The sequence below is a fragment of the Agromyces sp. NPDC056965 genome (assembly GCF_042673425.1).
Classification (GTDB): domain Bacteria; phylum Actinomycetota; class Actinomycetes; order Actinomycetales; family Microbacteriaceae; genus Agromyces.
This window is the reverse complement of record NZ_JBHURI010000004.1, coordinates 1-17,917: the sequence shown is the minus strand read 5'-3', so window position 1 is coordinate 17,917 and position 17,917 is coordinate 1. Positions and strand designations below refer to the sequence as shown.

Annotated in this window: 18 protein-coding genes; 10 read left to right on the top strand and 8 right to left on the bottom strand. The window is 71.7% G+C overall.

What is annotated here, in order from left to right; all coding sequences use genetic code 11:
• Window positions 1-7: 7 nt before the first annotated feature.
• Entirely contained in the window at window positions 8-658 is a 651-nt protein-coding gene (locus ACFTQE_RS01900; RefSeq protein ID WP_376923474.1) for an FMN-dependent NADH-azoreductase, read from the bottom strand.
• Between the two features lie 165 nt (window positions 659-823).
• Between ACFTQE_RS01900 and ACFTQE_RS01895 the strand changes: the two genes are divergently transcribed.
• Window positions 824-1,213, top strand: a complete 390-nt coding sequence (locus tag ACFTQE_RS01895; RefSeq protein WP_376923473.1) for a winged helix-turn-helix transcriptional regulator — start codon at window positions 824-826, stop codon at window positions 1,211-1,213.
• A gap of 21 nt (window positions 1,214-1,234) precedes the next feature.
• On the opposite strand, the gene ACFTQE_RS01890 is transcribed toward ACFTQE_RS01895, so the two are convergent.
• From ACFTQE_RS01890 to ACFTQE_RS01870, 5 genes are all read right to left on the bottom strand, one after another.
• Complete coding sequence (locus tag ACFTQE_RS01890) at window positions 1,235-2,356, bottom strand: winged helix DNA-binding domain-containing protein (RefSeq protein WP_376923472.1); 1,122 nt, start codon at window positions 2,354-2,356, stop codon at window positions 1,235-1,237.
• A gap of 2 nt (window positions 2,357-2,358) precedes the next feature.
• Entirely contained in the window at window positions 2,359-3,189 is an 831-nt protein-coding gene (locus tag ACFTQE_RS01885) for an ABC transporter permease (protein WP_376923471.1), read from the bottom strand.
• The gene (locus ACFTQE_RS01880) at window positions 3,186-4,085 is read right to left on the bottom strand and encodes an ATP-binding cassette domain-containing protein (RefSeq protein ID WP_376923470.1); all 900 of its coding nucleotides are present in this window, start codon (window positions 4,083-4,085) and stop codon (window positions 3,186-3,188) included. The genes ACFTQE_RS01885 and ACFTQE_RS01880 overlap by 4 nt, the downstream gene beginning before the upstream one ends.
• 177 nt (window positions 4,086-4,262) lie before the next feature.
• The gene (locus ACFTQE_RS01875) at window positions 4,263-5,036 is read right to left on the bottom strand and encodes an isocitrate lyase/phosphoenolpyruvate mutase family protein (RefSeq protein ID WP_376923469.1); all 774 of its coding nucleotides are present in this window, start codon (window positions 5,034-5,036) and stop codon (window positions 4,263-4,265) included.
• 97 nt (window positions 5,037-5,133) lie between these two features.
• A complete protein-coding gene (locus ACFTQE_RS01870) occupies window positions 5,134-6,348 on the bottom strand; it encodes a cysteine desulfurase-like protein (RefSeq protein ID WP_376923468.1) in 1,215 nt (404 codons plus the stop codon).
• Window positions 6,349-6,396: 48 nt separating this feature from the next.
• Here ACFTQE_RS01870 and ACFTQE_RS01865 point away from each other — a divergent pair, with 48 nt between their 5' ends.
• The 3 genes from ACFTQE_RS01865 (at window position 6,397) to ACFTQE_RS01855 (ending at window position 8,566) form a co-directional block, all read left to right on the top strand.
• The gene (locus tag ACFTQE_RS01865) at window positions 6,397-7,296 is read left to right on the top strand and encodes an LssY C-terminal domain-containing protein (RefSeq protein ID WP_376923467.1); all 900 of its coding nucleotides are present in this window, start codon (window positions 6,397-6,399) and stop codon (window positions 7,294-7,296) included.
• Complete coding sequence (locus ACFTQE_RS01860; RefSeq protein ID WP_376923466.1) at window positions 7,293-7,802, top strand: hypothetical protein; 510 nt, start codon at window positions 7,293-7,295, stop codon at window positions 7,800-7,802. The genes ACFTQE_RS01865 and ACFTQE_RS01860 overlap by 4 nt, the downstream gene beginning before the upstream one ends.
• A gap of 92 nt (window positions 7,803-7,894) precedes the next feature.
• On the top strand, window positions 7,895-8,566 hold the full coding sequence (locus ACFTQE_RS01855) for a DUF2306 domain-containing protein (protein ID WP_376923465.1): 672 nt from the start codon (window positions 7,895-7,897) through the stop codon (window positions 8,564-8,566).
• Window positions 8,567-8,605: 39 nt separating this feature from the next.
• On the opposite strand, the gene ACFTQE_RS01850 is transcribed toward ACFTQE_RS01855, so the two are convergent.
• Complete coding sequence (locus tag ACFTQE_RS01850) at window positions 8,606-9,847, bottom strand: FAD-dependent monooxygenase (protein ID WP_376923464.1); 1,242 nt, start codon at window positions 9,845-9,847, stop codon at window positions 8,606-8,608.
• A 105-nt stretch (window positions 9,848-9,952) separates the two neighbouring features.
• Between ACFTQE_RS01850 and ACFTQE_RS01845 the strand changes: the two genes are divergently transcribed.
• Together ACFTQE_RS01845 and ACFTQE_RS01840 are read left to right on the top strand one after the other, a co-directional pair.
• A complete protein-coding gene (locus ACFTQE_RS01845; RefSeq protein WP_376923463.1) occupies window positions 9,953-10,546 on the top strand; it encodes a TetR/AcrR family transcriptional regulator in 594 nt (197 codons plus the stop codon).
• A 47-nt stretch (window positions 10,547-10,593) separates the two neighbouring features.
• Window positions 10,594-11,700 carry a serine hydrolase domain-containing protein gene (locus ACFTQE_RS01840; RefSeq protein ID WP_376923462.1) on the top strand — a complete coding sequence of 369 codons (1,107 nt, stop codon included), beginning with the start codon at window positions 10,594-10,596 and terminating at the stop codon, window positions 11,698-11,700.
• Here ACFTQE_RS01840 and ACFTQE_RS01835 read toward each other — a convergent pair.
• Window positions 11,670-12,593 carry a rhodanese-related sulfurtransferase gene (locus ACFTQE_RS01835; RefSeq protein WP_376923461.1) on the bottom strand — a complete coding sequence of 308 codons (924 nt, stop codon included), beginning with the start codon at window positions 12,591-12,593 and terminating at the stop codon, window positions 11,670-11,672. The two genes, ACFTQE_RS01840 and ACFTQE_RS01835, sit on opposite strands and share 31 nt — an antisense overlap.
• A gap of 44 nt (window positions 12,594-12,637) precedes the next feature.
• Between ACFTQE_RS01835 and ACFTQE_RS01830 the strand changes: the two genes are divergently transcribed.
• The 4 genes from ACFTQE_RS01830 (at window position 12,638) to ACFTQE_RS01815 (ending at window position 17,769) form a co-directional block, all read left to right on the top strand.
• Window positions 12,638-13,216 (top strand): helix-turn-helix domain-containing protein, encoded by a 579-nt coding sequence (locus ACFTQE_RS01830; protein WP_376923537.1) that lies wholly within the window; start codon window positions 12,638-12,640, stop codon window positions 13,214-13,216.
• Window positions 13,217-13,427: 211 nt separating this feature from the next.
• Window positions 13,428-14,387 (top strand): agmatinase, encoded by a 960-nt coding sequence (gene speB / locus ACFTQE_RS01825; RefSeq protein WP_204461645.1) that lies wholly within the window; start codon window positions 13,428-13,430, stop codon window positions 14,385-14,387.
• A complete protein-coding gene (locus ACFTQE_RS01820; RefSeq protein WP_376923460.1) occupies window positions 14,380-16,056 on the top strand; it encodes a thiamine pyrophosphate-binding protein in 1,677 nt (558 codons plus the stop codon). Before speB ends, ACFTQE_RS01820 begins: the two co-directional genes overlap by 8 nt.
• A gap of 90 nt (window positions 16,057-16,146) precedes the next feature.
• Window positions 16,147-17,769, top strand: coding sequence for a sodium:solute symporter (locus ACFTQE_RS01815; protein ID WP_376923459.1), 1,623 nt, complete (start codon window positions 16,147-16,149; stop codon window positions 17,767-17,769).
• Window positions 17,770-17,917: the final 148 nt, after the last annotated feature.

Sequence of the window (17,917 nt, the reverse complement as noted above, 5' to 3'; positions counted from 1 at the left end):
GGTCAGCTCACGCCGCGAACCGCTCCGCCGACGCGAACCGCTGCGCGGCCGCGATCGTGGCGTCGAGTGCCGCCCGATGGGTGCCCTCGACGTCGGCGTTCACGATGGTCGGTGCGAAATGCACCTCCTCGACGTCGGTGATGCCGATGAAGCCCAGCCAGTCGCGGAAGAACGTGGTCGTGAAGTCGGCGCCGAACGACGGCGGCAACCCCTCGGCGTAGACCCCGCTCGTGTACACGACGAAGGCCCGCTTGCCCTGCAGCAGTCCGCGGTAGCCGGACTCGGGCGAGAAGGCGAAGGCCCAGCCCGGCTGGGTGATCACGTCGACGAGCTGCTTCAGCGGATACGGCACTCCCGCGTTCCAGAACGGCACGTTGAAGACGTAGGAGTCGGCGGCATCGAAGCGGTCGAACACGGCGCGCGCCTCCGACCACGCCCGCTCCTCCGTGGTGGTGCGTCCCTGTCCCGCGAACGTCGCCATCTTCGCGCCGGCCGCGACCGTGCCGAACTCGGGCAGCGACCCGTCGAAGACGTCGAGGCGGTCGACGGCCAGTCCGTCGTCGATCGTCTCGAGTTCGCCGATGAAGCTGGTCGCCAGCTCGAGGGAGCGGCTGGCGTCTCCGCGGGCGGAGGCGTTGACATGCAGCAGGTGGGTCATCGGGGTTCCTTCACTGGTGTTCTGCGCGGTCCGGGAATGGATCGCGTCGCCGTGCGGTTTCGATCGTCACATCGCCCTGAGCGCCGGCACCAGCAGGCACTTCAGAGTGCCGTGGGATGCCGCAGGTGCCCATCCGCCGTCGTCGACCGAGAGCTTGGAGACCCAGTGACCCTGACCGCCGACCAGCAGCGCGCGGCCGCGAAGGACGCCTTCGCGGCGTACCTCGCCGAGTGCCCGTCTCGACAGGTGCTCGACATCCTCGGCGCGAAATGGACGACACTCGTGCTCCTGCCGCTCTCGGAGGGACCCCAGCGGCACTCGCAGCTGCGCGCCAGAGTCGCCGGCGCCAGCCAGAAGATGCTCACCGAGACCCTGCGGCTGCTCGAACGCGACGGCCTCGTCTCCCGAGAGGTGAAGCAGGTCTACCCGGCGCACGTCGAGTACTCGCTCACCGCGCTCGGCGAGAGCCTGATGCCGATCGTGCACCACATGAAGGACTGGGCGGACGCGAACATGGCGGAGGTCGAATGGCACCGTCGCGCCGCAGGGACGTGACCGCGGGCCGCCGGCCTCGGGTCAGTCGGCCGCGGTCTCGCGCTCGACGGTCACCGGCACGCCGAGGAACCGCTCGACCTCGGCGACGGATGCCTCGAGCGCACGCTCCTCGCGGGCCGAGAACGAGCGCCACGGCACGAGCCTGACGACCGCGTTCCGCCCGGAGGTGACGGGGGCCCAGCGACCGACCATCACGCCGTCGATCATGAGCGCGTGCAGCGGGAACTCGGGGTGCACGGGGTCGCCCCGCCCGGGCGGCTGCAGGAACGTGCGGGGCGCCGCATAGCCCATGATGTACTCGTCGTAGGCCTGCAGCAGGTCGACGACGCCGGCCGGCGGCCGCGGGGCATCCGTCGCAGCCGCCGTCGCCTCGGCGTCGTGCCAGTGCGTCGCGCCGTCGACCTCGATGGTCGCGATGGGCCCGCCGTGTTCCTCGGCCAGCATCGTGAACGCCCGCCTGGTGTCGCCGAGCGTGAACCCCGACCAGGCGGCGAAGTCGCGGTCGGTCACGGGCCCCCTCGAACGGATGAATCGTGCCGCGAGCTCGACGAGCGCCGCCTCCCGCGCCTTCGGGGGCGCCACCGGGACCCGTTCGTCGAACGCCGCGTACGTGCGCTGCTTCCCGACGTTCGCCCCGCTGATCGCGACTCGTTCGAGCTCGGCGAGCATGAGCACGTAGGTGAAGCCGAGTCCGGTCGAGGGCAGCCCGGCCGCCTCGAGCGCAGCGGCGAGTTCGGCTCGCGTGCGGTGGCCGCCCGCGAGCGTCGCGGCGACGACGTCGAGAGCGCGCGCTCCGGCGTCGCCGTCGACGCCGGTGCGACGGTAGTACGTCGCGTTCGCCCGATGCACCCGCTCGGCCGAGAGCTCCATGAGCCACCGGGCATCGGCCGGGTCGACGAAGTGCCACGTCGGCCGCAGCACGTGCGTGCGCAGGATCTCGCCCCGATCGAGCGCCGCGGTGACCGCCGCGAGATCGGGCCGGCGCCCCGCCGGCACCCGCATCGCGAGCCCCCACTGGGCCGGCACGAACTCCTGCGACTGCACCGCGACGAAGTCGCGCACGACGCCCGCGGCCGACGCCGCGCGCAGCTCGCGCAGCCCCTGCACGTGCAGTCGGATGCGTCGGAGGTCGGCGAGCTCCACCCCTACGACACGTCCCGTCGCCAGGTCGTCGCCCCGCCGATCACCGTCGCCACGGCCGCGATGGCCAGCAGCACGAGCCCGCCCTGCCACCATTCGAGGGTCTCGGTCGAACCGAGCGAGGCGAGGTTGTAGAAGGACGCCCCGACGAGCGCGTCGCTCGCCGCGCCCGGCAGGAACCGGCCGATCGACGCAGTGACGTCGCTGAGCGACGCCACGACCCGCAGGATCGGCTCGACGAACTGGGTGAAGGCGATGACGATGACGATCGCGGCCACCTGGTTGACGACGAGCACGCCGAGGCCGACGCCGATCGCGCCCCAGAGGGCCATGGCGAGCACGCCGCGGCCGACGAGCGCCCACGTGTCGCTCGAGTCGAGCCCCGTGTCGAGGCCGAAGCCGGCGAGTGCCGCCGCCCCCGCGCCGACCGAGACGGCGAAGGCGACGACGCCGAGCCCCGCCCCGATCACGAGCTGCGAGACGAACTTGGCGCTCAGCACGACGGTGCGGTGCGGCTCGGCGAGGAAGGTCGGCGTGAGGGTCTTGTGACGGAACTCGCCGGTGACGGCGAGTGCGCCGAGCAGCACCGGGAACACGTAGCCGACCGACGACGCGAAGCTGTAGATGAGCGGTGCGAGCTCGGTGCCGGGCGGCACCGTGGTCGTGCCGCCGGCGGATGCCGCGGCATCCGGATTCTCGGTCGCCCACCCCAGGAAGGCGCCGAACCCACCCGCCATGAAGGCGACGTAGACGGCGAGGAGGAGCGCGAGGAGCCACCACATGCGCGTCGTGAAGACCTTCTGGAACTCCGACCCCATCGCGCGCACGAGGTTCACGACTCCTCACCGCCGCCGACGAGCGAGAGGAACGACTCCTCGAGCCCCGATCTCAGGCGATGCAGGGCCGCGAGCTCGACGCCGCCGACGAACGCGGCATGACCGACCTTGGCGGGGTCGGGCTCGTCGACGATGAACCCGCTCCGGCCCTCGGTGAATTCGAGGCCGGCCGCCTCGAGCGCCGCGGCCAGCGCCGGACGATCGGGGGAGTCCGCGATCGTGCGCGGCGCCGAGTCGAGTTCGAGGCTCGCGAGCGTGCCGCTCTTCATGAGCCGGCCCTTCGCGATGATGACGACCTCGTCGACGCTCTGCTGCACCTCGCTGAGCAGGTGCGAGGAGACGAGCACCGTGCGACCCTCGCGGGCGAGGTTCTGCAGGAACCCGCGGATCCACTTGATGCCCTCGGGGTCGAGGCCGTTGATCGGCTCGTCGAGCACGAAGACGCCGGGGTCGCCGAGCAGCGTGTAGGCGAGCGCGAGTCGCTGCCGCATGCCGAGCGAGTAGCCGCCGACGCGACGGTCGGCGTACTCGGACATGCCCACCTGCTCGAGCACCGCGGGCACGCGGGCCGACGAGAGGCCGGCGGCGGTCGCGTACACCTTGAGGTGGTTGCGCGCCGTGCGCCCCGGGTGGAAGTTCGCGTCGAGTGCGGCGCCCACGGTCTCGAGCGGCCGTGGCAGCGCGGAGTACGGCGTCCCCCCGAAGGTCGCGGTGCCGGCGCTCGCGCGCTCCAACCCGAGCAGCACCCGCAGCGTCGTGGTCTTGCCGGCCCCGTTCGGACCGAGGAATCCGGTGACCTTGCCCGGTTGCACCGTGAATGTCAGGTCATCGACCGCGGTCACGGGGCCGAAGTGCTTGCTGAGCCCCGCGATCTCGATGGGGATGCCGCTCGCCATGCGCTCTCCTCACGTGGGGGCGAGCTCGGTCGCGCAGGTCGCACCCCCGCACGACCCGGGCAGCCAGGCCGCCTCACGCTCACCATAGCGAGCAAGCGGGGCCGGATGCATCCGTCGCGCGGGGGATTCGCGGATTCGGGCCCGGGGCGCTCGAGACCGCCCCGGGCCGGATCGCGCTCAGTTGAGGGGCCGGATGCCCTCGGGCAGCACGCCGCCGTCGTAGAGGCTCGTCGCGAGGTCCTGCAGGGCGCCGAGCGCGACGCGCTGCGTCGTGGGCCCGTACGAGACGCGCGCGACGCCGAGCTCCTGCAGGCGTGCGGGCGCCGGCACGCCGGGCAGGCCGATGAGGGTCACCTTGAGTTCGCCGATGCCCGCCACGAGCTGCGCCACGACCTCCTCGCCGAACATGCCGGGCACGAACACGCTCGTCGCTCCGGCGTCGAGGTAGGCGCGACCGCGCTCGATCGCATCGGCGACGTTCACGTCGAGCGGGCGCTCACGACCGCGGAGGAACGCGTCCGTGCGGGCGCTGAGCGCGAACGGCACGCCCTCGGCCTCGCCGGCGGCCACGGCGGCGGCGACGGCGGCGACCGAGTCGGCGAGCGGCTTCAGCTGGTCCTCGAGGTTCGCGCCGGCGATCCCCTCGCCGATGGCGCGGCGGATCGTCTCGCCGGCATCCCCGTAGCCCGCTTCGAGGTCGGCGCTCACCGGCACGTCGACGGCGCGCGCGATGCGCCCGCACATGTCGAGCATGAGCTCGACCGGGATCTGCTCGCCGTCGGGGTAGCCGAACGTCGCGGCGATCGAGTGGCTCGCGGTGGCGAGCGCGCGGGTCTGCGGCAGTGCGGCGACCGCGGTGGCGCTCACGACATCCCAGACGTTCACCACCTGGAGGAGCTCGGGGTCGGTGTGCAGGCGGCGGAGTTCGGCGGCGGTGTCGGCGAGGGTCATGGTTCCAGCGTATGGCGACCCGCGCTGCCGGTGGTTCAGCCCAGTGCGGCGGCGAAGATCATGTTCCAGCGTATGGCGGACCCGCGCTGCCGGTGGTTCAGCCCAGTGCGGCGGCGAGGCCGTCGAGCAGTCGCTCGACGTCGCTCGCGTCGTTGTACGGTGCGAGCCCGACTCGCAGGCCGCCGGCGTCGCCGAGCCCGAGCCGCCGAGAGGCCTCGAGCGCGTAGAAGTTGCTGCTCGGCGCGAGCACCTCGCCCTCGGCGAGGCGCTTCGTGATCTCGGATGCCTCGTGTCCGTCGAACGTCATGAGCAGCGTGGGGGTGCGGCGCTCCGCACGCGACCACACGGTGACTCCCGGCAGCTCGGCGAGCCCGGCCTCGATGCGGGCGCGCAGCACCTCCTCGTGCTCGTGCAGCGCCGCGTACGACGCGACGAGTCGCGCACGACGGGAGCTCGCGGCATCCGCTTCGGCGAGGTCGGCGAGGCCGGCCAGCGCGTCGACCGCCGCAGTGCCGCCCGCGAGCAGTTCGTAGGGCAGCGTGCCGAACTCGAACCGCTCGGGCACGACGTTCGTCGACGGCGCCAGCTTGTCGGGCGCGATGGATTCGAGCAGCTCGGGGTCGGCCGCGAGCACGCCGAAGTGCGGACCGAGGAACTTGTAGGGCGAGCACGTGAAGAAGTCCGCGCCGAGGGCGCCGATGGCGGGCAGTTCGTGCGCCGTGTAGTGCACGCCGTCGACGTAGACGAGGGCGCCCGCAGCGTGCGCGGCGGCGGCGATCGCGGGGATGTCGGGCATCGTGCCGATGAGGTTCGACGCCGCGGTGACGGCGACGAGCCGGGTGCGATCCGACAGCACGGCGGCGACGGCCTCGACCGGGAGCTCGCCGGTGGCGGGGTCGAAGTCGGCCCAGCGCACCGTGGCGCCGACGCGCTCGGCGGCCTGCACCCACGGGCGCACGTTGGAGTCGTGGTCGAGCCGCGTCACGACGACCTCGTCGCCTGCCGACCACTGCTTCGAGAGGTGGCGCGAGAAGTCGTAGGCGAGCTGCGTGGCGCTGCGGCCCTGCACGATGCCGCGCGGATGCCCGTCGACGAGGTCGGCCATCGCGAGCCGGAACCCGTGCACGGCGGCCTCGGCGCGTTCCTCGGAGACGCCGATCGTGCCGCGATTCGAGAGCGGGCCGGTGAGCACGGATGCCACGGCGTCGCCGACCGACCGCGGCGTCTGGGTGCCGCCCGGGCCGTCGAACTGCGCCCAACCGCTCTCGAGCGACGGGAACTCCGTACGGATGCGCGCGACGTCGTAGGCCATGGAGTGAGGATAGCCACTCGGGGCATCCGGCGCAGATAGCATGCAGACATGGGTGAGGTGGGGGCCGAGACATCCGGCGACCTGATCGGCGGGGCGCCGAGCGGTGCAGCGCCGATGCCCGCCGCGCGTCGACGCCGGGTCTCGTTCAACGCACTGCTCGACGGATTCTTCTTCGTCTTCGCGGGCGTCGCCGCGATCTGGCTCGCCTGGCTCGTGCTCACCGAGTCCTTCGCGTTCGGATGGTTCGGCATCCTGTTCTTCGTCGCCTTCTGGCTCGTGCTCGCCTACCTCGTGCTGCCGCGACTGCATCGCATCCTGACGACCATCTACGTGCCCGACTACTTCATCGGTCGGGCCCGCACGAGCGACGGCCTGCTCGGCGACCCGGTGAACCTCGCCTTCGACGGCGACGAGGAATCGCTGCACGCGGCGATGGCGAAGGCCGGGTGGACCCGCGCCGACGACGTGAACGGGGCGTCGAGCTGGCGCATCATCGCCTCGACGCTCACCCGTCGCAGCTACGACGAGGCGCCGGTCAGCCCGCTCTTCCTGTTCGGCCGCCAGCAGGACTTCGCCTACCAGCAGGAGGTCGAGGGCAATCCCGCCAAGCGCCACCACGTGCGGTTCTGGCGCACGCCCGACGGCTGGCTGCTGCCCGGTGGTCGCCGCGTCGACTGGCTCGCGGCCGGCACCTTCGACCGTGCCGTCGGCTTCTCGCTCTTCACCCTGCAGATCACCCACAAGATCGACGCCGACATCGACATCGAGCGCGACCACATCGTCGAGACCGTGCTCGCCGCGAACCCAGAGGCGCGGGTCGACCTGCTCGCCGACTTCTCGACCGGGTACCACTCGCGCAACGGCGGCGGCGACACGATCAGCACCGATGGCGACCTGCCGGTCGTCGCCGTCGGCGCGGTGCCGAGCGAGACGGAGGGCGCGCGATGAGCGGCGAGAAGCGGCCGGCGTTCGAGTCGCCCATCGTGCTCGCGAGCCCCGCGCCCGACCCGCCCGTGATGCGGCGCCCGGTCGCCACGACCTTCGGCGCCGTGCTCGTGGTGCTGAGGGTCCTGGCCGGTGTCGTGTGGCTCATCTCGCTCGGGCTCCTGTGGCGGAGGACGCTCATCGAGGACCTCGGCATCCCGCTCGATGCCGATGCCGAGGCCGATGCCGGCTCGAACGCCGCGCTCATCTTCGTGCTGGTCGTGGGAGTCGTCGTGCTCGCAGTCGAGCTCGTGCTGGCCCTCCTCATCTTCCGTGGCAGCAACTGGGCGCGCATCACCGTGATGGTCTTCGCGACCTTCAGCATCACGGGGTCGGCGTTCGACTACTTCGGCGCCGACGCCGAGATCACCCTGCGCACGACGCTCATCACCCTCGCACTCGACATCCTCGTGATGCTCGCGCTCTCGAGCCGCAACGCCCGCGCCTATGCGCGTCGGCGCAGGCGGTGAGAAATCCTCGTAACCTGCTGTTCGCGCGTCCCGTCGCGGAGTAGCCTGAGCGCCGACAGGCCGCGATCGCGAGCCGGCGAGGGGGCGACCGGATGTCGCGTGCGGTGGCGATCTCGATGTGGTCGGTCGTCTTCCTGCTCATCGCGATCGTGCTCGTCTTCGCCGGCATCCGGTTCGGCACCGATGGGCCGTTGATCGTGACCGGCACCGCCGCAGAAGGCGACAGCTTCGAACTGCGCTACGTCGAGAACCCCTGGCTCGCCTACCTGCACATCGTGCCCGGCGTGATCTACCTCGTGGGTGCGCCGCTGCAGCTCTGGCGGCGGTTCCGGGAGCGGCACTTCACGTTCCACCGCCGGTTCGGGCGGGTGCTCCTCTCGTTCGGACTCGTGAGCGGCGTGTTCGCCCTCGCGTTCGGAGTGCCCTTCTCCTACGGCGGCGCGTGGCAGTCGCTCGCGGCGGCCGTCTTCGGCAGCTGGTTCCTCGTGACGCTCGCGCTCGCGTTCCGGGCGATCCGCGGCGGCGACGTGCGGATGCACCGGCGCTGGATGATCCGCGCGTTCGCCGTCGGCCTGGGCGTCGGCATGATCCGCGTGTGGGTCGGCATCTTCGCGGGCTTCCAGATCCTCTCGCTCGAGGAGAGCTTCGCGCCGGGGTTCTGGCTCGGGCTCTCGATGCACGTCGTCGCCGGAGAGCTCTGGCTCTGGTGGCGGCCGGACGAGGACGGGCTGCCCCGAGCCGTGGGGGCGCGCGCCGAGGCGTGACCGCCGGCATGTCGGTCGAGCCGGTGCTCGACGACGCGATCACGAGAGCGCGGGCGCGGTCACGGGGAGCGGCAGCTCGACCTGGTTCGCGGCGAACATGCGCTTCACGAGGGGCCGGGCGAGCCGCGAGAGCATGATCCCCGTCATCGCCCGCGTCATCAGCGCCTCGAACCGGCTCGCCGGCACCATGCGCCGGATGCCGCCGCCCATGAGCTGCTTGCCCGCCTCGGCGAACGGCACGATGTCGCCCGCGTACCGCTCGGCGGCGGCGGCCGGGTCGTCGGGCGTCTCGGCGATGCGGGCGGCCAGCAGGTACGCGCCGATGAGCGCGGTCGCCGTGCCCATGCCCGACATCGGCGAGCCGCACGATCCGGCGTCGCCGATGAGCACGACCCGGCCGTTCGCGACCTCGGGAACGTCGATGCGCGCGAGCTCGTCGAAGTAGAAGTCGGATGCCTCGGGCATGGCGGCGAGCACCGTGGGTGCGTGCCATCCCGCGCCGTCGAGGGCCCGGCGGACGAGCGCCTCCTGCGCCGCCCGGTCGCCGCGGAGCGACGGGTCGCGGTCGACCCGGAGCGTGATGATCGCCTTGGAGGTCGACGGGTCGAAGTCGGGCCGGATGCCGAAGGTCGCGCCCGGCACGAATCGCATCGAGAACCAGCCCGGCTCCACATCGGCGGGGGTCGGCAGCGTGAAGAACGCCATGCAGCCGCCGAGGTGGGTCGAGTAGTCGGCCTCGGGGCCGAACGCCAGGCGCCGGGTCGCGGAGTGCACGCCGTCGGCGCCCACGACGAGGTCGAACCGCTCGTCGGCCGCGTGCTCGAAGCCGACGTCGACGCCGCCGGCGTCGGGCGCGATGGCGGTGATGCGGTCGCCGTAGCGGAGGTCGAGCAGTCCGGGGGCCGCCGCGCTCGCGGCGGCGAGCCGGTCGCGCAGCACTTCGTCGAGGTCGCCGCGGGCGATCTCGATCTCGGCGACCGCTCCCTTGCCGTCGAAGTCCTCCATCGACATGCGGCCGAACACCCGGCCGGCGCCGTCGACGTAGGAGAGGCCGCGTTCGTGCAGCAGCCGCGCCCGGATGCCGGGCATGAGTCCCATGCGCTCGGCGACCTCGCGGCTCGCTCCGCGGAGGTCGACGGCCTGGCCGCCCGGGCGGGGAGCGGCGGCGCGCTCGACGACGGTGGTGCGGATGCCGCTGCGCACGAGCTGCAGCGCGAGCGCGTGCCCGGCGATGCCGCCGCCGGAGATCAGGATGTGCGGGGTGGTGCCGGTGGTGGTCATCGCCGTGCCTCTCTCGATTCAGACATTTGTCTCATACGTATGTCTAACAACGATTGAGACGAATGTCTAGTACGTATGTCTGAATCGTTCGCGTACGATCGACGCATGGGCAATCGTGAAGACCTGCTGGCCGGGGCGCGCCGGGTGATCGTCGAGCGCGGGGTCGCGAAGGCGACGGCGCGCGACATCGCGACCGCCGCCGGCGTGAGCCTCGCCGCGATTGGCTATCACTTCGGCTCGAAGGAGCAGCTCATCACCGAAGCGCTCATGGAGTCGCTCGGCGACGGCATCGGCGACGGCATGGAGGCTGTGGTCGGCGAGACCGCCGCCCTCCCGCTGCTCGACGGCTTCGCCGAGCTCTGGAATCGCATGCCCGAGGTGTTCGCGGCGAATCGCGAACCGCTGCTCGCGAGCCTCGACAACACGGTGCGCGTGCTGCGCGACCCCGAGGCCGCTCGGCATCTCGCCGAGGCCGCGGGGGAGGGCTACCTGGGCATCGCCGAGCAGCTCCGCGCCGCACGCCCGGAGCTCTCCGACGAGCAGGTCGACGCGGTCGCGAAGCTCGACTTCGCGCTCGTGCAGAGTCTCGGCATCCTGTGGCTGCTCGCGCCCGACAGCCTGCCGAGCGGCGACGAGCTCGCCCGGGCGGTGGCCGTCATCGCCGGCACCGAAGCGCCTGCCGGGTCGACCGGGGCCTGACGCCGGAAGACGTCGACGCGGCGCCCGCCCGGGCGTACGATACGGCTATGCCCGCGCGGCTGGTGTCGATTCGAGACGCCCGGAGGGTCGCGATCCTCCTCGCGGGCCTCCTCGCGGTCTCGCTCACCGGCTGCATCGCCCCCGTCGGCGATCCGTCGGGGGCCGGCGCCGGCACGGAGAGCCCCGTCGAGTCGTCGCTCGAGAGCGACGTGCGGCGGTCGTTCACGAACGACTACGAACGAGCCGCCGTCGCCGTGATCGAGGACGGTGAGGTGTCGACGGTCTACGAGCGTTCCGACGCGGGGACGTTCTTCGAGATCGGCGCGATCACGAAGGTGCTGACCGGGGAGCTGCTGGCGATCGCGATCGAGCGCGGGGAGGTCGCGGCCGACGACCCCCTCGGCGCCTACCTGCCGCTCGGCGACGCCCCCGCGGCATCCGTCACGCTCGAGTCGCTCGCCACGCATCGGAGCGGGCTGCCCCTCGAGCCGACCGATCCGGCATGGGTGGCCGAGGCGACGGCCGAGTTCGAGGCCGGTCGCAATCCCTACGCGGCCTCGCTCGAGGAGGTGCTCGCGCTCGCGCGCGTCGAACCCGTGGTGCCGTCGGAGGGTCCCGTCTACAGCAACTTCGGTGCGGCGCTGCTCGGTCACGCACTCGCCGCCGCAGCCGGCACCGAGTACCGGGCGCTGATCGCGGATCGCGTGTTCGAGCCGCTCGGCATGGACGACGCGGTGCTCGTCACGACACCCGACGAGGTGCCCGACGGTCACGCCGGCGGCACCGACGTGTCCGGCGATCCGATCGGGCCCTGGTGGAGCGAGGGGTTCGCGCCCGCCGGAGCCGTGCACGCGACGCTCGACGATCTCGTCGCACTCGCCCAGGCGGTGCTCGACGGGCCGCTCAGCGACAGCGCGGCGCTCGAGCCGGTCGCGCCGGGCTACGACCGGTTCGAGCACATCGGCTACTTCTGGTGGATCAGCGCGGAACGCCCGCGGATCATCACCGGGCACCCCGGAGAGACGGGCGGCTTCCGGAGCGCACTCATGATCGACCGGGATGCCGGCATCGCCTCGATCGTGCTCGCGAACTCCCAGCGCGATATCGACGAGCTCGCGCTGCGCTACCTCGTCGAGGCCGACAACGAGGACTGAGCCGCGTCGGCGTGCGCCTCGCACGTCGCGGCGCCGCACGACTCGCACAGCACGAACTCGGCGTCGCACGAGGCATCCGTGCAGTTGGCGGTGCGATTGGTCGCCGTGCCGCAGCGCGCGCACGTGCCGATGACGGCGGCGTGGTCGCTGAAGTCGATCGAGCCGCGCCGGTCGAAGACGTAGAGCGAACCCTGCCAGAGACCGTCGTCGCCGAACCGCTCCCCGTAGCGCACGATGCCGCCGTCGAGTTGGTAGACCTCGCCGAATCCGCGGCTCGTCATGAGGCTCGAGAGCACTTCGCAGCGGATGCCGCCGGTGCAGTACGTGACGACGGGCCTGCCCTTCAACTCGTCGTACTTCCCGGAGTCGAGTTCGTCGACGAAGTCGCGGGTCGTCTCGACATCGGGCACGATCGCGCCCGCGAAACGGCCGATCGCCGCCTCGAGGGCGTTGCGCCCGTCGAAGAAGACGACGTCGTCGCCGCGCTCGGCCATGAGCTCGTGAAGGGCGTCGGGGCTCAGCTTGGTGCCGCCGCCGACGACGCCCTGCTCGTCGACGGAGAGTTCGTCGGGTGCCCCGAACGAGACGATCTCGCCCCGCACCTTCACGCTCAGCTTCGGGAAGTCGGCGCTCGCGCCGCGCTCGTCGAGCCCGGTGCTCTCGCTCCACTTGAAGTCGATGTGCTTGAAGGCGGGATACTCCCGGGTCTTGCGCACGTAGCGCTTCAGCGCCTTCAGCTCGCCGCCGAGCGTGCCGTTCAGGCCGTGCTCCGAGATCAGGATGCGACCGCGGAGCCCGAGCGTCTCGGCGAGGTCGCGCTGCCACAGCCGCACGGCGTCGGGGTCGGCGAGCGGAGTGAAGACGTAGTAGAGGAGGATCTTGGCGAGGGCCACCCCGAGATCATACGGGCGGCCGCTTCGGGTAGCGTGTGAGCATCATGCGCCCGATGCCGCTCGAGCCCAACAGTCGCCGTGTCGCGATCGGCTCCCGCCTGCGTGCGGCCAGGCAGGCGCAGCAGCTCACGATCGACGAGGTCGCCCGCGTCACGGGCCTCACGAAGGGGTTCCTCTCGCGCGTCGAGCGGGACATGACCTCGCCGAGCGTCTCCTCGCTCATCACGCTCTGCGACGTCCTGTCGATCTCGGTCGGCTCGTTGTTCGAGGCGCCCGACGTGCAGTTCGTGCCGGCCGGCACCGGCCCCCGTATCAACCTCGGCGGTGTCGACACCGAGGAGCGGCTGCTCTCGGCGCGCGGCGAGTCGAAGGTGCAGGTGATCCGATCGGTGATCCAGCCCGGCGGGCACGGCGGCGACGAGCTCTACGCCGTCGCGGCCGAGGTCGACGTGCTGCACGTGCTGTCGGGCACGATGCAGGTGCGGTTCTCCGACCAGGACTGGGAGCTCGGTCCCGGCGACAGCCTGACGTTCAACGGCCACGAGCCGCACAGCTGGCGGGCCGTCGGCGACTCCGGGGCCGAGGTCATCTGGGTGCTCGCGCCCGCGCTCTGGAGCGCCTGAGGCAGGTTCCCGCGGCTCGCGCGTGACGTGACCGGCGCCTCATCCACGAGGCGATCGACGCCTCGTCCATGAGGTGAGCGGATGCCGCGCGCTCGTGACATCCGCTCATGATCCGCTTGACGCGCCCTCCCGACGGCGCTATCTTGTCATCCAGTCCTAGATGCCTAGGACGAAACAAAAGATTCCCGAGAAGCAACAAGGAGGTTGCGAGATGACGCAGCCGATCGGTCCTGTCGACAGCTCCAAGACGCCGCGCTACGCCGGCCCCGCGGGGTTCGCGCGCCTGCCCCGGCTCGACCAGGTCGAGCACGCGGACATCGTCGTGGCGGGTGTGCCGTTCGACAGCGGCGTCTCGTACCGCTCGGGGGCGCGCTTCGGGCCGACGCACATCCGCGAGGCCTCGCGCCTGCTGCGCCCGTACAACCCGGCCCTCGACGTCTCGCCCTTCGAGGTGGCCCAGGTCGCCGACGCCGGCGACATCGCGGTGAACCCCTTCAACATCGGCGAGGCGATCGACTCGATCCAGGCCGCGGCGCTCGAACTGACCGAGGGCGGCACCCGCCTCGTGACGCTCGGCGGTGACCACACGATCGCCCTTCCGCTGCTCCGCGCCGCGGCCGAGCGGCACGGCCCGGTCGCGCTCCTCCACTTCGACGCCCACCTCGACACGTGGGACACCTACTTCGGTGCCGAGTACACGCACGGCACGCCGTTCCGCCGGGCCTTCGAAGAGGGCATCATCGACACCGAGGCGCTCAGCCACGTCGGCACCCGCGGCCCGCTCTACGGCAAGAAGGACCTCGAAGACGACCGGCGCTTCGGCTTCGGCATCGTCACGAGCGCCGACGTCTACCGCCAGGGCGTCGACGAGGTCGTCGCGAAGCTCCGCGACCGCATCGGCGACCGCCCCCTCTACATCTCCATCGACGTCGACGTCATGGACCCGGCGCACGCTCCCGGCACGGGCACGCCCGAGGCCGGCGGCATCACGAGCCGCGAGCTGCTCGAGATCCTCCGCGGCTTCGTCGGCCTGAACCTCATCGGCGCCGACGTCGTCGAGGTCTCGCCGCCCTACGACCACGCCGAGATCACGGGTGTCGCGGCATCGCACCTCGGCTACGACCTCGTGTCGCTCCTCGCCCTCCGCCACGAGGCATCCGCTCATGCCTGAGTCGACGACCGAGCCCACGGCCGGCGCGTCCGGCGAGCACGGCGAGCACGTGCGCAACGGCGGCGACGTCGTCGTCGAGACGCTCGAGGCGCTCGGCGTCTCGCACGTCTTCGGCATCCCGGGCCAGCACGCGCTCGGCCTCTTCGACGCGATCCGCCGGAGCGACCTCGAGTTCGTGAGCTCGCGCGTCGAGAACAACTCGGCATTCGGCGCCGACGGGTACACGCGGGCGACCGGCGAGGTCGGCGTGCTGTTCCTCTCCACCGGGCCCGGCGCGCTCACCGCGCTCGGCGCCCTGCAGGAGGCGTATGCCACGGCCGTGCCACTGCTCGTCATCACGAGCCAGGTGCCGCGCCGCGGCCTCGGCGGCACGCGCAAGGGCCTGCTGCACCAGCTCGACGATCAGCAGCGCAGCGCGCAGAACGTGACGAAGAGCACGGCCGTCGTCCGCGAGGCTGCGCAGATCCCGTCGGCGCTCGCCGATGCGTGGGCGCTCGCCCAGGCGGCTCCGGCCGGTCCCACCTGGGTCGAGATCCCCGAGGACGTGCTGCTCGAGGCGACGCACGTCCCGCCCGTCCGCTCGGCGGTCACCTCGATCGCCGAGCGGATGCCGCGCGCCGAACTCGTCGACGAGGCGGCGGCGCTCCTCGCCGCTGCGCGCATGCCCGTGATCCTCGCGGGCGGCGGTGTGCGGCGCTCGGAGGGCGGGCGAGCGGCCCTGCGCCGTCTCGCCGAGTCGCTCGACGCCCCGGTCGTCTCGACCGTCGGCGGCAAGGGCGCGATCGCCTTCGATCACCCGCTCTCCGCGGCATCCTGGATCGAGGACCGGCACACGACGTCGCTCCTCGAGGAGGCGGACGTGCTGCTCGCCGTCGGCACCTCGATCGGCGAGGTGACGAGCAACTACTTCACGTTCGCGCCGCGCGGCCGGCTCATCCAGGTCGACGCCGAGGCGCGCGTGCTTGAGTCGAACCACCAGGGCCTCGGCATCCACGCCGACGCCGCGCTCGCCCTGTCGGCCATCGCGGACCGGCTTCCGGCGCGGCCAGCGGATGCCCCGGCGCACGGCGCCGAGATCGCAGCCCGGCTCCGAGCCGACGTCGAGGCGCGACTCGCGGCACAGGACCTCGGCCCCGAGCTCTCGCTCATGGCCGACCTGCGGACGGCCGTGCCCGCCGATGCCCACACCTTCTGGGACATGACGATCGCCGGCTACTGGGCGTGGTCGGCATGGGACCCGAAGCAGGGCGAGTTCCACTCCGCGCAGGGATCGGGCGGCCTCGGCTTCGCGTTCCCCGCGGCGCTCGCGGCGTCGATCGGCTCCGGCCGTCGCACGCTCGCGGTCTCGGGCGACGGCGGGGCGATGTACTCCATCGCCGAACTCGCCACCGCCCGCCAGCACGACGCCGACGTGACCTGGCTCATCATCGACGACGGAGGCTACGGCATCCTCCGCGAGTACATGACGGAGGAGTTCGGACAGGCCACCGCCACCGAACTCGCCCGCCCCGACTTCGCAGCCCTCGCACGCTCCTTCGGCGTGACGGCCCACGAGTCGACCCTCGAAGACGTGGGCGCGACCATCGCCCGCACCTTCACCGAGCCCGGCCCCGCCGTCGTGGTCGTGCCCGCACTGCTGCGCATGTTCGCGGCGACGCACCTGGACTGACGCGCACCCCGTTCTCGGCGGCGTGCCGCGGCATCCGACTGGAACACCCGACCCAATACCCGACACGAACCTGACGCAAAGGATCCAACGATGGATATCGCGATCATCATCATCTACCTGGGAGCGATGCTGCTCTTCGGTTGGTGGGGCAAGAGCCGCACCAAGAACTCGGCCGACTTCCTCGTCGCCGGCCGCCGCCTCGGCCCCGGCCTCTACACCGGCACCATGGCCGCGGTCGTGCTCGGCGGCGCCTCCACCGTCGGCGGCGTGGGCCTCGGCTACAAGTACGGCATCTCGGGCATGTGGCTCGTCGTCTCGATCGCCGTGGGCCTCTTCCTCCTCAGCATCCTGTTCGCCTCGCGCATCCAGAAGCTGAAGGTGTACACCGTCGCCCAGATGCTGAAGCTCCGGTACGGCATGAACGCCACGAGCTCGTCGGGCATCGTGATGATGGCGTACACCCTCATGCTCTCGGTGACGTCGACCATCGCCTACGCGACGATCTTCAACGTGCTCTTCGGCACCGATCGCACCATCTCGGTCATCATCGGCGGCGGCATCGTCATGCTGTACTCCTCGATCGGCGGCATGTGGTCGATCACGCTCACCGACATGGTGCAGTTCGTGCTGAAGACCATCGGCGTCTTCTTCCTGCTGCTGCCGTTCGCGTGGGCCAACGCGGGCGGGTACGAGGGCATCGTCGACCGCCTCGGCGCCGCGGCGTTCGACCTCGGCGCGATCGGCGTCGACACGATCATCACCTTCTTCGTGATCTACACCTTCGGCATGCTCATCGGCCAGGACATCTGGCAGCGCGTGTTCACCGCGCGCTCGCCGAAGGTCGCCAAGTGGGGCGGCACGGCCGCAGCCGTCTACTGCCTGCTCTACGGCGTCGCCGGAGCCGTCATCGGCATGTCGGCGGCGGCGTTCCTGCCCGGCATCGAGGCGAGCGACGACGTGTACGCCGCGATCACGCAGCAGATCCTCCCGGTGGGACTCAGCGGCATCGTGCTCGCCGCGGCCGTCGCCGCGATGATGTCGACGGCCTCGGGCGCACTCATCGCAACCGCGACGGTGGCCCGCGCCGACGTCATGCCGCTCGTCAAGCGACTCTTCGGTCGCAGCGCAGCGGATGCCGCGGCGCACGCCAACCCCGAGCACGACGTGCGCTCGAACCGCCTCTACGTGATGGTGCTCGGCATCGCCGTGATCATCGTCGCGGCCCTGCTGAACGACGTGGTCGCCGCGTTGACCGTCGCCTACGACATCCTCGTCGGCGGGTTGCTCGTGGCGATCCTCGGCGGATTCGTCTGGAAGCGCGCGACGGGCGCCGGCGCCCTCTGGTCGATGGGCGTCGGAACGGTCGTGACGCTCGGCACGATGGCCGTCATGGGCAACGTGCTCGCCAACGAGCCGATCTACTTCGGCCTCGGCGCCAGCCTCCTCGTCTACATCGTGGTCAGCCTGCTCACGCCGAAGACCCCCGCCTCGGTACTGAAGATCTGGAACGACCGCCTCGCCGGTCGCTACGAGGACGAAGCGGCCGACGAGGCAGCCGCCGTCGACGAGGTAGCTGCCGTCGACGCGGCTGCGGCTGCGGCCGGGTCGGATGCCGCCGCGCCCGTTGCCGCCACCGCGCCGGTTGCCGCCCCGACCGCCATCGCTGCCGCGCCCATTGCGGCACCGGGCGCGATCCGACCCGCGGCCGAGTAGTCGCGCACGGCGGCGGGGCATCGGTCCCGCCGCCGAGTGGGCCGCGAGGCAGCCGTATCGGGATCCCCGGGGGGGGGGCGCGGTTCGGCGCCCCCCCCGCCCCCACCGCATACCCGGTGGGGGGGCGCGCGCGGCCCCCACGGCGTAC

Bases quoted from the DNA above. Each gene is read 5' to 3' on its own strand.
- ACFTQE_RS01815 (WP_376923459.1), top strand. From the start codon at position 16,147: ATGGATATCGCGATCATCATCATCTACCTGGGAGCGATGCTGCTCTTC.
- ACFTQE_RS01850 (WP_376923464.1), bottom strand. From the start codon at position 9,847: ATGACCACCACCGGCACCACCCCGCACATCCTGATCTCCGGCGGCGGC.
- ACFTQE_RS01900 (WP_376923474.1), bottom strand. From the start codon at position 658: ATGACCCACCTGCTGCATGTCAACGCCTCCGCCCGCGGAGACGCCAGC.
- ACFTQE_RS01860 (WP_376923466.1), top strand. From the start codon at position 7,293: ATGAGCGGCGAGAAGCGGCCGGCGTTCGAGTCGCCCATCGTGCTCGCG.
- ACFTQE_RS01865 (WP_376923467.1), top strand. From the start codon at position 6,397: ATGGGTGAGGTGGGGGCCGAGACATCCGGCGACCTGATCGGCGGGGCG.
- ACFTQE_RS01830 (WP_376923537.1), top strand. From the start codon at position 12,638: ATGCGCCCGATGCCGCTCGAGCCCAACAGTCGCCGTGTCGCGATCGGC.
- ACFTQE_RS01880 (WP_376923470.1), bottom strand. From the start codon at position 4,085: ATGGCGAGCGGCATCCCCATCGAGATCGCGGGGCTCAGCAAGCACTTC.
- ACFTQE_RS01870 (WP_376923468.1), bottom strand. From the start codon at position 6,348: ATGGCCTACGACGTCGCGCGCATCCGTACGGAGTTCCCGTCGCTCGAG.
- ACFTQE_RS01855 (WP_376923465.1), top strand. From the start codon at position 7,895: ATGTCGCGTGCGGTGGCGATCTCGATGTGGTCGGTCGTCTTCCTGCTC.
- ACFTQE_RS01840 (WP_376923462.1), top strand. From the start codon at position 10,594: ATGCCCGCGCGGCTGGTGTCGATTCGAGACGCCCGGAGGGTCGCGATC.
- speB (WP_204461645.1), top strand. From the start codon at position 13,428: ATGACGCAGCCGATCGGTCCTGTCGACAGCTCCAAGACGCCGCGCTAC.
- ACFTQE_RS01845 (WP_376923463.1), top strand. From the start codon at position 9,953: ATGGGCAATCGTGAAGACCTGCTGGCCGGGGCGCGCCGGGTGATCGTC.
- ACFTQE_RS01820 (WP_376923460.1), top strand. From the start codon at position 14,380: ATGCCTGAGTCGACGACCGAGCCCACGGCCGGCGCGTCCGGCGAGCAC.
- ACFTQE_RS01875 (WP_376923469.1), bottom strand. From the start codon at position 5,036: ATGACCCTCGCCGACACCGCCGCCGAACTCCGCCGCCTGCACACCGAC.